11 protein-coding genes and 1 pseudogene are annotated in these 12,442 nt (G+C 57.9%); 6 read left to right on the top strand and 6 right to left on the bottom strand.

Annotated elements, in window-relative coordinates; genetic code table 11:
* Positions 1-61 precede the first annotated feature (61 nt).
* On the bottom strand, positions 62-826 hold the full coding sequence (locus AC5IJH_RS07420; protein WP_491902174.1) for an ABC transporter ATP-binding protein: 765 nt from the start codon (positions 824-826) through the stop codon (positions 62-64).
* Between the two features lie 44 nt (positions 827-870).
* Between AC5IJH_RS07420 and AC5IJH_RS07415 the strand changes: the two genes are divergently transcribed.
* Entirely contained in the window at positions 871-1,182 is a 312-nt protein-coding gene (locus AC5IJH_RS07415) for a PadR family transcriptional regulator (RefSeq protein WP_491902173.1), read from the top strand.
* Between the two features lie 50 nt (positions 1,183-1,232).
* On the opposite strand, the gene AC5IJH_RS07410 is transcribed toward AC5IJH_RS07415, so the two are convergent.
* A complete protein-coding gene (locus tag AC5IJH_RS07410; RefSeq protein ID WP_491902172.1) occupies positions 1,233-1,727 on the bottom strand; it encodes a hypothetical protein in 495 nt (164 codons plus the stop codon).
* A 1,056-nt stretch (positions 1,728-2,783) separates the two neighbouring features.
* Between AC5IJH_RS07410 and AC5IJH_RS07405 the strand changes: the two genes are divergently transcribed.
* The 3 genes from AC5IJH_RS07405 (at position 2,784) to AC5IJH_RS07395 (ending at position 4,834) form a co-directional block, all read left to right on the top strand.
* On the top strand, positions 2,784-3,134 hold the full coding sequence (locus tag AC5IJH_RS07405) for a LysR family transcriptional regulator (protein ID WP_491902171.1): 351 nt from the start codon (positions 2,784-2,786) through the stop codon (positions 3,132-3,134).
* Positions 3,135-3,189: 55 nt separating this feature from the next.
* A complete protein-coding gene (locus AC5IJH_RS07400; RefSeq protein ID WP_491902239.1) occupies positions 3,190-3,693 on the top strand; it encodes a LysR substrate-binding domain-containing protein in 504 nt (167 codons plus the stop codon).
* A 922-nt stretch (positions 3,694-4,615) separates the two neighbouring features.
* Entirely contained in the window at positions 4,616-4,834 is a 219-nt protein-coding gene (locus AC5IJH_RS07395; RefSeq protein ID WP_491902170.1) for a hypothetical protein, read from the top strand.
* Positions 4,835-5,444: 610 nt separating this feature from the next.
* Here the strand turns inward: AC5IJH_RS07395 and AC5IJH_RS07390 are convergent.
* From AC5IJH_RS07390 to AC5IJH_RS07375, 4 genes and pseudogenes are all read right to left on the bottom strand, one after another.
* Positions 5,445-6,083: an FMN-dependent NADH-azoreductase gene (locus AC5IJH_RS07390; protein ID WP_491902169.1), complete on the bottom strand. Its 639-nt coding sequence runs from the start codon at positions 6,081-6,083 to the stop codon at positions 5,445-5,447.
* Positions 6,084-6,124: 41 nt separating this feature from the next.
* Positions 6,125-6,589 (bottom strand): annotated as a pseudogene (locus AC5IJH_RS07385) (nuclear transport factor 2 family protein).
* On the bottom strand, positions 6,586-6,972 hold the full coding sequence (locus tag AC5IJH_RS07380; RefSeq protein ID WP_491902168.1) for a nuclear transport factor 2 family protein: 387 nt from the start codon (positions 6,970-6,972) through the stop codon (positions 6,586-6,588). The pseudogene AC5IJH_RS07385 and the gene AC5IJH_RS07380 overlap by 4 nt, the downstream one beginning before the upstream one ends.
* A 9-nt stretch (positions 6,973-6,981) precedes the next feature.
* Positions 6,982-7,995: an alpha/beta fold hydrolase gene (locus tag AC5IJH_RS07375; protein ID WP_491902238.1), complete on the bottom strand. Its 1,014-nt coding sequence runs from the start codon at positions 7,993-7,995 to the stop codon at positions 6,982-6,984.
* Between the two features lie 1,469 nt (positions 7,996-9,464).
* On the opposite strand from AC5IJH_RS07375, the gene AC5IJH_RS07370 reads away from it, so the two are divergent.
* Together AC5IJH_RS07370 and AC5IJH_RS07365 are read left to right on the top strand one after the other, a co-directional pair.
* Positions 9,465-10,364 (top strand): alpha/beta fold hydrolase, encoded by a 900-nt coding sequence (locus tag AC5IJH_RS07370; protein ID WP_491902167.1) that lies wholly within the window; start codon positions 9,465-9,467, stop codon positions 10,362-10,364.
* A 368-nt stretch (positions 10,365-10,732) separates the two neighbouring features.
* Positions 10,733-12,148 carry a dihydrolipoyl dehydrogenase family protein gene (locus AC5IJH_RS07365; RefSeq protein WP_491902166.1) on the top strand — a complete coding sequence of 472 codons (1,416 nt, stop codon included), beginning with the start codon at positions 10,733-10,735 and terminating at the stop codon, positions 12,146-12,148.
* The last annotated feature ends 294 nt before the right edge of the window (positions 12,149-12,442 follow it).

Below are 12,442 nucleotides of genomic sequence, written 5' to 3'. Positions count from 1 at the left end.
GAAGAATCTCCGAAAGAAGTGCGATAGGAGAATTCTGCTGATTCGCAAGGATGCCCGCATATCACCTTCGCATGGCGTCCACGATCTGTTGTGCGACGTGGCTCGTGTCTGTCTGTTGCACAAGCTGCGCGAAGACGCTCTCGAGATCCGGCAGGGCCATGACGCGGACCAGGTCCTGCGGGCTCGCGTCAGCGACAACATGCCCCTTCGACAGGACGATCACTCGTTCGCAGACTCGCTCCACCACTTCGAGCACGTGAGAGATGTAAAGGACTGCCTTGCCCTCCCGCGCCAACAGGGCGACGAGATCTTTGAACAGGCGCGCTGAGGTCGCATCGAGACCAGACAATGGCTCGTCGAAGACCAGGATCTGCGGATCGTGCAGCAGCGCGGAGGCGATCAGGACACGCTGCTTCATCCCTTTGGAATATTCGGAGAGCAGCGAATGCTGGGCTGGTTCCAGCGACAGTAGCTGCAGCAGAGTGCGGGCTTTCTCCCCAAGCCGCTTCTCCTGCATGCCGCGCAATCGGCCCACAAGTTGCAGGTATTCCAGGCCGGAGAGATGCGTGTACACCTGAGCCTCTTCCGGCACATACCCCAGGGCGGAGCGATACTTCGGAAGATCTTGATGGATGTCATGACCCTCGAAGAGAACCTTGCCTCGGGTGGGTCGGATCATACCGATGACCATCTTGACCGTCGTGGACTTGCCCGCGCCGTTCGGCCCCAGATAGCCCAGTACCTCGCCAGGCTTGAGCAGGAAGCTGACATTGTCGACGGCGGGGATGCTGCGGTAGCTCTTAGAGACGTTCCGAAGTTCGAGCATGGCTATGTAGTCTTCTACTCTCTGGTAGCATACTATATAGCCAGATGTCGAATCCCAATCCTCGTCTCTCGCACACAGCCGCGCTGATCCTAAGAGCCCTCAATCTCGGCTACCGTTTTGGCTTCGAGGTCATGGAGGTCACCGGTCTGCCCAGTGGCACCGTCTACCCCGCGTTGCGCCGCCTGGAACGTGACGGACTGGCGCAATCCGACTGGGAGCCCGAAGATGAGGCGACACAGGCAGCGCGGCCTGCTCGTCGGTATTACCGCATCACTAGTTCCGGTAAGGCGCTCGCTGTAAGAGCCGCAGAACGGTACCCCCTGCTCGCCCGTCTCGTGATGGAGAAGAAGGCATGACCAGTTCTTTGCCCTCGGCGCTGCCGCGCGTGGATCGCTTTCTCCTGCATTCAGTTCTTCCCCTCGTGCCCGCGAGTGAGCAGCCAGACTGGCTCCGTTGCTGGCAGGCTGAGCTCTGGCACCGCCATCATCCCAGGTCCGGCGCTGCGCATTCTGCCGTCGATTTGTATCCGGGCTTGATACGCGATGCTGTCTGGCTTCGCCACGAGAGTTGGCGTCGAGCCTCTGCTGGCACAGCAGTGCTCTGCCTCCTGGCCCTGACTGCCCTGTCTTTCGCGGCACTTGTCCCCTTGCTCCCTTATTTCAGCGATCTGCACGCGATGCTCAGATTCCTTGTCGTGCAGTCGTCCCGCTTTCTGGTCGAGGCGACGCTCACCACCATTGTCGGGTTCGCGATAGCCGCACGGGTGACCGAACACGCGGCGCCACATGCCCAGAGGCTCCGCTGGCGAGCACATCTCTTCTTCAGCGGAAAGCTCGTACTGCTCCAGATCCTCGCGTACCTGCTCAGTCTCGATCTCACGCACTTCCTGTATGCCGCGCATCCCTTCACAGCAGAGATCCTGCAGCCGCAGGTCTGTACCATCTTCGCCTTACTCGGGTTGCGCTGGAGCTTCGACGATCAAGACACGCGCTGTCGTCGCTGTCTGCGATCGCTCTCCGCACCAATGCGCGTAGGACGGCCCTCCTGGAATTTCCTGGACAGCAATGGCACTCACCTCGTCTGCCGGGACGGGCACGGACTGCTCAGCGTTCCGGAGATCGAGACAAGCTGGCGGCGGTCAAGCGAATGGATCGCGCAGTAGCTACCTACGTTGACCCGGTTTTTGAGATGCATGCTTGCAATCGTTTCGGACGCCTGCTGACGCTCGCTGCTTCTCGTTTGGTCGTGTTTGCAGGCAGTCGCAGTGAGATGCAGCGAAGTGGAAAGCGAACATCCACCAGAACAGCCACTGCCGCAGACACATCATCTAGGACCAAGAGCCCTCAAGCGACGATGTGCTCGGGATGGTCTCCATTCACGTACTTCGAAGCGCCGCGACCGGCACCAACACCTGTCCGCCGATTCTTCTGGTAGCGAGCCGCTTGTTTGCGATGAGGTAGTCGAGACCACGCTGGCTGATTGAAAGCAATTGCGCTGCCTCCTCTCGGCTCACGAGGAGCTTGGCTTCTGGGGCAATCTTGATTCGTGCCGATGGCTTTTTCCGCTGTTGTCCTTGAACTCCGGCATATAGCCTCCCTCCGACCGTGCACAGACACAAGCCGTCACTCACACCGCGCACCAGCATGATCAACGGAAGGGCCGCTCATCACCCTTGAGGCTCGCTGAGCTCTCATGTGCTTCTCCAAAGCTGATCACTCTTTCGCTCTGACTCTCCCACAAGCCTCCTTGCTCTCGCGTACTTGTCCAAGACTTTGAACCGATAACACCATTGCTGTTTCCAACGGCTGACCTTGCGTTGCGTCAGCAGACGGGTACCGAGGGGTGCCCGATTGACAGTCTTGATTGTGCAAGGGACTCTCGTGTCTGTACCGGATTTCCACATGGCCGGTGCAGGGAGCGGCTGAGCGGATCAGCTCGCCCGTTGGGGGCTCAAATCGTGTCTGACCTTCTTGAATTTAGGCTGCTCAAGTTCATCGTGGCTATCGCGGAGACGGCCAACTTCACACGCGCTTCCGAGCGCGTTTTTCTAGCTCAACCGACACTGAGTCAGCAGATTATCGCGCTCGAAGAAGGGCTTGGAGTCCAGACATTTGTGCGCCGTCGGGAAGGGACCAGTCTGACGCCCGCAGGTCAGATTCTGTACGCCTACGCCCAGGAAGCACTGGACCTGCGGAACGAGGTGGTGAACGTAGCACGGGCGATGAACAGGGGCGAGGTGCCCGTCCTTCGGATAGGTTTATCGACCTTTATCAACCCGAGTGCCGTTGAAACCTTACGTCACTCGTAGCTCGACTCTTCCCGGACAGTCCGATGCAGATGACCGGTGGTCATCGATCCGACTCATGACCAGGATGGAAGAGAACTCGCTCGATGCAGCCATTCTGCACTTACCTGCCATGGGGCCGAAATGGGTGGTTTCGCACCTCGCGTCCGATCCACTGGTGGTCTGCATGAAGTCGAACGATCTGCTGGCAGCTGCACGCGAGGTGCAGCCATCAGATCTGGCGGGCAGACGGAAAGTGTTCCGGGATCCGGAGAATCATCCAGCTGCATACCATCGGCTGATGGAAATGCTGCTTGAGATCGGGATTCGCCCTGAGGCGAGCTGCTTAGCAGCGACGCCCGCGGACATGCAAATGATGGTTCAAAGCGGATGCGGACTAGCACTCATCGACGACAAAGCCGCCCTTCCGCCAAGCCTTACGACACGGCCGATTGCCGGAGCGCGATGGACGGCCGACACCGCCTTCGTACATCACGCGAATGCCGATCACATTGCGCTGGGGATTCTCCGTCGTCATCTGCCCAAGGTAAATCTGGACAGCTCTGCCGTCTTTATTTGCTAGCTGGTGGCGAAGTTCATTGGAATTAAACGCCACGTAGCAGTAGGACTCTCCCGCTCGACAATAGAGAACGATTGGCTTCACATCACCAGACCATTCGGGGTCTACGGTGCCCCAGGGAGCATTTCCGTCCAAAGCGATATTCACTTGGTACGACCTGATCAATACCTTACTCGTGAAGAGCCGGTCGATAAGAAAGGATGCACACAGAAAAGCTCAGAGAAATCGCTAGGGCAACACGTACGCTCTGATCGTTTTTTGCGGTAATGATCACGCACAGCAGAGCAGTCGCTAAGCCAGTGATTCCAGAGGCGAGCCATACCCCGGACAGATACGGAAGTAACGCGGCAACGGCGATCAGTGGGCCAAGGCTTAGGGCAGCTGCGATTCGGGGTCGCCAGGCCCAGAGAACGCCCCCCATCGGCAGAGCACAAAAGCAAAGGACGTACCAAAAACTCAGCGCTCCGAGTGCTACTACGACTGCAAGATACGCACCAGCCAAAATGAACAAATGACCGCGACAATCCGGAAGACAACGGAGCGGGCATTGTTCGTTTGCATGTATAAAGCTTATCAACTGACTCTTCTTGGTATGGCGAAGAAGTTGCCACGCTTCAGGCGATGAGCTTGGCGGTGGCGAGCCGGCGGAAATACTTGCCAGTTGCCCTGATTCCACATAATGCCTCGACGCCCCCTGTTTCCATGCCAAGGTATCAGCCCGCATCGCCGCGAAATTGCCGCCGACCCGAGATTGTCATGATCGAGACGGCGTGGCGAGCACCGAAGGAGCAGCGTCCCGGTGCGTTGCAGAAACACCGGTATTGGGAACTCGACACGCCCGACAACCCGGATGCCGAGCCGCCGTGCATTCACAGCAGACCCGCCATCATCGTGTTCGGCAAACATGCCGGAAATCGTCAACTGTATGCATCGAGCCCGACTGCCCGTCCACGATCACCGCGGGGCTGCCGGGATTGCGCAGGAAGATGAACAACCGCAGCCTGTGATGGCGCCCGCACCAGAGCAGGAGACCGAAGAAGAAGCAGCGCAGCGGGAGGCAGAACACGCGCAACGCATGGCCAAGTGCGAAGCTGAACAGCAGCGGCCCGAACAGGAGCGCAGAGCCGAGTGGGAACGCCAGTAGCTGGAGTACGAGGCCGAACAAGCCCGCCGCGCAGAAGGTCGCAAGGTACGGCAGGACACCTTCGAGCGCATCCTCGCACAGGCCCCAGCGACGTTACCGGTCCGCAGTTGCGCGTCTTTCTCGCCGCTCTGATCAACCTCGACCCATACGACTTCGCTGAGGAGGCTTCGGCGTTCTATGCCGCAGAGGACGAAACCACCAGCAGACCCGCAGAAGAGGTTCTGGTTTCTACTCTCGCCGACTTGCCGAACGAGGAAGCTGACGCAGTTCGCACTGCGCCTTGTCTTCACCGGGCATACCGACACGCCGCGCGAGAACGATCCGGATTTACTGGCGCAAGCGGCCGCTGTCTTCGAGCCGCCGGCTCCGAAGGCTTGCAACTCAAGAGCAAAGGAACCAGCCAAGCCGAAGTCCGTTGGCAGGAACGGGACGGGCAAGAGGGGCCTACGAAAGAGAAGGCAGCATGACCGAGGCGGCAAACGGCCCCGGACTCGTCCGGGGCCGCTCTCTTGCCTTTCGCTCTCGCAAAGCACTGGAGACGCTCAGGCCCTCTCCGGACTTGCTCAAGTCAGCCTGCGCGTCGGATATCGGATGATCACTGCCGGTTACGTTAGAACCGTCCGTGAACAGCTGCGAGAGCTACGGCCTCACCTTTCGCTCGCTCGAGGTCGCCTGCTGGATCGGCGGTAAGCAGCGTCGGCTCGAAGCGCACTTCGTCAATTTCAGTCACACCCGCTTGGTTGAGCCAGGCCCGCAGATAGGTAGAGTGATGATCCAAACCGAAAGCGGATGAAGGCGATGAAGGCGAGTAAGCACCTGCGGTAAGGACCAGCGTCGCATGCTTGTTCTTGAGCAAACCGAAGTAGCCCGAATTTGGCTGCAAGCCCCAAAGCAGGCCGGGTTGATGGATCACGTCGATGTAGTGCTTGAGCGGATAAGGAATACCGCCGTTCCACATGGGAACGGCCAATAGGTACCGATCTGCCGCGATGAAACGATTGGCAATCTCAACAATCTGATCCCAAGCTGTCTTCTCTGCCGCAGTAGGTTGCTTGCCCTGCATGACGGCAATCTTTGCTCCAACCTTATCGCCGTCGAATACGGGTAGATCAGTGTTCCAAACTGAGAGCACATCAACGTTCAGATCTGGATTGTTCTCTCGCGATGCAGATAAATACGCTTGGGCAATCTGGTTTGATTTCGAGTGCGTGCTCCGCGGCGACGACTGTATGTAGAGCAAACGACTCACGTCACTCCTCCCGGTCATGATCCGAGTGAGCGCAGAAAACGTCAGAGGCCGAGATCGGTCAGCCCAGGGTGATCTTCGGGCCGTCGGCCGAGCATCCAGTGGAACTTGCGTTCCGTTTCAGCGATCGGATGTTCATTGATGCTGGCACATCGCACTTCCATCAGGCCTGCTGCATCGAATTGCCAATTCTCAATCCCGTAAGCCCTGAACCACTGCCCGCCGTCGTCGTGGTACTCATAAGCAAAGCGCACAGCCATACGGTTTCTGCGGAGCCCCAGAGCTCCTTGATGAGTCGGTAGTCAAGTTCACGCCGCCATTTGCGAATCAGAAAAGCTTCGATCTCTGCACGGCCGTACGGGAAGCTTTGTCCGGTTTCTCCAGCGGCAGTCCGGGGTATAGGCGAGCACAACTGCCGCCGGATCTCGAGAGTTCCACGCATCTTCTGCCGCACGCACCTTTTGCGGCGCTGTATGCTCGTCGAACGGTGGTAAGGGCGGCCGGTTCATGTCTGTCGTGCCTCGGCGATCGCCAAAGTATCTATGTACTGGCGAAAGCGTGTTACAAGGCCATCCTTAACCGTCCAGACGTGCGCATAGCGAGCGTCTGCGCGCTTGCCCGTCGTCCCATGCACGCCAGTGAAATTACCGAGTGAAATGACGGTGTCGCCGTCGGCGATGAACTCAGTGGGCTCGAGTGCAAAGCGGGTCCATTCCGCCATTAACGGCTTGAACAGGCCTTCGGCTACGCGTTCCGGCCCGCGCCCATTCACCTTGTAGTGCCACATCGTGATCCATTCGATGTCTGGGGCCATCAATGCGAGGGCGCCGGGAGCATCCCCGGCCTTGAGTTTCTGATAGAAACTGCGCACGGTCTCAACGGGCTCAGTCATGTTTTGTCTTCACTCCAACGGTAGGTGCGAGTGAGTTCCAGATAGGTGGATGTGCCCAGCGGCAGGCCGCACAGGCCGTGACGGCATTTGGCTGGGACTGATGCACTCCTGTGGGTGTTCGGCCATGAACTGAAGAATCGTCTGAGCAATATGGTCTGTTTGCTCGTCAAGAGCGAAGTGGCCTGCTTGTAAACGATGGATGCTTGCGCCCGGCAAATCCTGCCGGAAGGCTTCCGCGCCGGCGGCTATAAACGACGGATCGTTCTCGCCCCAGACGACCAGGGTGGGCGGCTGATGCTCACGAAGCCAACTCTGCCATTTGGGGTAAGAAGCTAAATTGGTCCAGTAGTCGTAGAGTAGAACTCCCTGGACATCACGCTGCCCGGGACGCGACAAACTGGCGTACTCGTCGTTCCATGTGTCGGGGTTATAACGCTCCAGGTGCGCTGTACCGGCGACATGCCGCTCTCGGGTGGCCTCGTAGGAAAGGAAAGCATCCAGCACCTCAGGATGAGCCTTCGGGTCGGCCCAGTACTCCGCGATCTTTGCCCATTTGGCGCCAAGGCCGGCTCGATAAATGTTGCCGTTCTGCACGATCAGCCTCTGCAAGCGCGCCGGTCGCGCCATGATCATGCGGAACCCGATGGGCGCTCCGTAATCGTGAAGATACATCGTGCACCGCGAAATCCTGAGCTTGTCCAGAAGGGCGTTCATCGTGTGGGCCAGGTGATCAAACGTATATACGTAGGCGCTGGCTGGGGGTGAGTCACTCAGCCCGAAGCCAGGGTAGTCCGGGGCGATCACATGATAGTGGACCGCAAGCAGGGGAATGAGCGTATCGAACTCGCGTGATGACGATGGAAAGCCGTGTAGTAGCAGGATGGTTGCGGCATCAACCGGACCGGCCTCCCTGTAGAAGACCTGAACACCATCCACGACCGTTTTGTGGAACGAGGTCGTTGCGTTGGTCGAAGGCAGCGAGAGGCCCTGCGCAGTGCTGGTGAGGAGCGCCGCGGCCGTCATGCATTGTGGGATGCGATTCACTGACCTTCCTCTCTTCCAGCAATGCCGCGGTGCAGACATCTCATCAGGAAAGCTACTTGTGTCGGGAGGCTGAGCCATACGCGCTTGAGCGTCTGATCTCTTCCAGCGCCAACGTATCAATGTATTGGCGATGCCGTTCGATTTCCCGTTCTGGACGTTTCATACATGCGCGTAAGGCAAGTCGGCACGTCTGCCGGTGGCACGGTATACACATGTGAAATGACCCAACGACACCACGGTCGACCCCTCTGCATAAAACTCCGAAGGAGCTGGCGAGAAGCTTTCCCCCTCTTGCATGAGTGGAGCAAAGACCTTCTCATCACCTCGTCAGGACCCCTGCTCTGGACGTCGAAGTCAAAGACAGAGATCCACTCGATGTCTGTTGTCATCAGTCCGGTCATCTTTTCAACGTCGCCAGCTGCTATCGCCGCGTAGAATTCGCGGACCGTATCTATTGGTGAAGTCATTGCTTCTCCCTCTGAACTCCCGCCGTTCCTGGCACCGGTCATCAGACCTGCCCCCAACAGTCCCGCAATGCAGCGTGCTTGATATCAGGGCCGAGGCTAAACCACGGGAGGCGGGAATAAAAGTTCATAATTCTCGCAGAATCCTAAAGTTGTGCTTATGTATATGCGTTCTAAAAGGGGATCAAAGAACCGAGGATCGCCTGTGCAGAGCTGCGCATGCATCTCTCATGGATTTCGTGAAGGGGACATATCGGTCGAGCGTTACGCATCTGTCTTTATCTGCTCCAGAGACTCGAAGCTTCCTATGCGCCGGAGGAGATTCTGCAGTCACTTCGAACATCCATGCATCGAGGACCCATAGGGCGTCGCCTCTTTTGGCTTCTCGGGTGCCCAACTTATCCTCGGGGCGACGGGCTGCGATCAACTCAGGAATTGTCACTGCTCCCCAGAAAGACGAACGATATGAACGCCTCGCCCACTATCCCGAAGCGCCGCCGAGAGCAAGCGGAGATGATGATGTGGCAAGGCGCCTTCGGCCGGCTCTAGTGCTCGGAAGTTTCCAGCAGAGGCGACAGTTGAGCCTAGGTAACCATTCCAATTTATAGTTTTCACTTTTATCGATGTATCGCGATCCGTATCCTGATTGGGCGCCTCAGGTGCGCAGGTTGACGAGTGGTCCAATGATTCGCGGCAGGGTATTGGCTCAGCAGTTCGCTAAAGGCAGCCGAAAGTGACTTGATGCAACCTACAAAGACGCCTGGTCTGCTGTGCAGTTGGTGGAATTGTTCCCCGGCGCCAGCAGCGCGTCGGTGCGGGCCTTCCAAGTGCATTGAGAACTGGAGCCTCATCCGAGTGTTCTAACCGTCCACCCCAACGCAGGACGAACGTCGTCGCCACTTCAGCCATAGTGAAGTCAATCACCTGGGAAACCCTACACAAGCCGGACGACACGTCCGGCCACCCTGCACGTTAAGAGGTTCTATGAGCGCTATTCACACTCCAGCTCTTCTCGCCAGCACAGTCACCTTTGGTTCGATCTCCGTGGACGGTCTGAACATCGCTTACAGGGAAGCAGGCGATCCTTCCAGTCCTAAGATCGTTCTGCTGCACGGCTGGCCGGCATCGTCGCACCAGTTCCGTGAGCTCATACCGGCGCTCGCTTCTCGCTTTCACGTCATAGCGCCCGATTACCCTGGCTTCGGAAACAGTGACACTCCCGACCCAGCCGTCTTTCCTTACACGTTCGACAAGCTGGCCGAAATTACTGAGGCCTTTCTGAAGGCAAAAGGCTTTCAGCAGTATGGCCTTTACATCCAGGACTATGGCGGCCCAGTCGGCTTTCGGATCATGACGAAGAATCCTAACGCATTGGAGTGGTTGATAATCCAGAACACGAACGCCTACGAGATCGGCTTCAGTGCTGCATGGGGCGGTCTACGGAATGCGCTCTGGGTCGACCGTAATGAGGAGACCGAGCAAGGGGCAGCGAGTTTACTTGCATTGGACACAGTGAAAGCGACCTATCTTGGGGGCTCCACAAATCCCGCTCTCATCAGTCCTGACACATGGAACATGGACTATTTCCACACGTTGCAGCGGACTCATGGGCGTCAACTCCAGCTTGATCTCTTTTACGACTATCGCAACAATGTCACCTTGTATCCCAAGTGGCAGCAGTTCTTGAAGAAGCAGCAGCCAAAGACCATCATCTTCTGGGGGCAGGGAGATATCTTCTTCACACCCGAGGGCGGCGAGGCGTACTTGCAAGATCTACCAAAGGCTGAAATGCACCGGTTAGCTGCCGGTCACTTCGCTACGGAAGACTGCCTGGCTTACATCGCTGAGCATATTCACTCGTTCTACGACAAAGTAGTGGCCTAGAACAATCCAAACATCCTCCAGAAGGGCACGAACAGATTCGGACATCAGCGACGGACGGCGATCAAGGCCGTCCGTGTTCTTGCGACCGAATGGACGTGTCACGGGACATGCACGTCTTTGCAGATGCAACCAGCTGCAATGACAGCGCTAGGAGTCGCGCGTCTGACTTTCACCCCGAGGGGTTCCATTACTCATCCGCATAGGCATGGAGTGCAAGGCTCTCGAGGTCGAGCGGAGTGAGTTGCTTTGGAGCGAAGCGGCATCTGCGAGGCTCCGATGCGAGCGGCTCTACACGAGCTTTCGCGTTGAATCGGAAACCGGCGACATCGGCACTTGCTGCTCGAGTGCACATGCGTGAGGAAAGCAGAATGGGAACCAGCGAAGAGAGCAATACCGAGCAATTCGACCTAGTCATTCTTGGCTCTGGCGAGGGATCCAAGCTGGCAGCTTGGGAGTTCGCCAGCCGGGGCCAGCGTGTGGCGGTGATCGAGCGCCAGTACATCGGCGGAGCGTGCCCAAACATCGCTTGCTTACCTTCAAAAAACGTGATCTACAGTGCGCAGGTTGCTGGCTATGCGAGGAAGTTAGTCGACTTCGGCATGTCTGCCGAACACTTCGCAGTGAGCATGGTTGGCGTGCGCGAGCGCAAACGGGCGATGGTCGCGAAGCAGGTTCAGGCCCACCTCGAGCTCTTCAATAAGACCGGCGCGGAGCTCATTCTTGGCACGGGGCGTTTCGCTGGGCCGAAAACGGTTGAGATCACTCAGCCTGATGGCACCACAAGGAGGCTTCAAGGTGAGCGCATTCTCATCGGGACAGGCTCTCGCGCGTTTGTTGGTGATACCCCGGGATTGCGCGAGTCCCACCCCCTCACTCATGTTGAGCTGCTGGAGCTGGAGAATCTCCCAGAGCACCTGATCATTTTTGGCGGGGGCTATGTAGGCCTAGAGTTCGCGCATGCCATGCGTCGCCTCGGCAGCGCGGTGACGGTCGTCGAGCATCACGGGCGTTTGTTGCATCAGGAAGACCCGGACGTGAGTGAAGCGATCGCTGCCCTTTTCGAAGAAGAGGGAATCGTTATGTCGCTAAACTCTAGAGTCGTTCGAGTCGACGGCCGGTCGGGTGATCACGTCAACATGGTTGTGGTTAGAGATGGTCAAACAGAGACGATCGAGGGCACGCATATTCTTGTTGCTGCCGGTCGGCGCCCCAATACTGAGGAACTTGGCCTGGAGCAGGCAGGGGTAGAGTTAACGGAAGAGGGGTACATACGCGTTAACGAAAGTCTGGAAACAACGGCTCCCGGAATCTGGGCAGTGGGCGATGTGGCAGGAAGTCCAAAGTTCACGCATGTCGGCAAGGATGACTATCGCGTATTCCGGGCACAACTAGTTGGTGGCGCTCGCGTCACGACCGACCGACTGGTGCCTTTCTGTCTATTTCTTGAGCCGGAGCTCGCCAGAGTGGGCCTGAGCGAACGCGAAGCTGCATCACGAGGTTTGATCTACCGGCTTTTCAAGGTGCCGATGTCAGCAGTCTTGCGAGCCCAGGCTGTCGTCGAGCCGCGTGGCTTTATGAAGGCCCTTGTCGCTGAAGACGATACGATTCTCGGCTTCACTGCGTTCGGCATGCACGCAGGTGAGGTCATGTCTGTTGTTCAGCTTGCGATGCTGGCAAAGCAGCCCTACACCATGATCCTCGACGCGATTCTCGCCCATCCAACCATGGCAGAAGGGTTACAGATGCTCTTCAGCTCAGATGCCGTACGACCTCAGGCTCAGTAGAGTGCCAGGTATGACGCGCGGGGAGGAACCCTCTCGGTCTCTCCCCCTCCGCTGTCTGTGCCCATCCCGCATCGACCAGCACTATCTCTTTCCCCAGAGTACCTAGCTTTGGCCAGGCAGCGTCCCAAGTGCAACTGCAAGTCAGGAGGGACGCTGCGGCAAATGGACCGACTCTCTTTCAGCACGCGGAGGTGGCATCTTACTCGTCGGCGAAATGGGGTCGAACACAGCCCTACCGTCAGCGTGCGTGACTGGTGCTGCACAGTACTAGTGGCAGGAGTGGTAGAGCACCAC

The organism is Candidatus Dedyshia acidiphila (assembly GCF_051025295.1).
In the GTDB taxonomy this organism is placed as follows: Bacteria; Acidobacteriota; Terriglobia; order Terriglobales; family Acidobacteriaceae; genus KBS-83.
The sequence above is the reverse complement of the archived record's forward strand: the minus strand, read 5'-3'. Positions and strand labels throughout refer to the sequence as shown.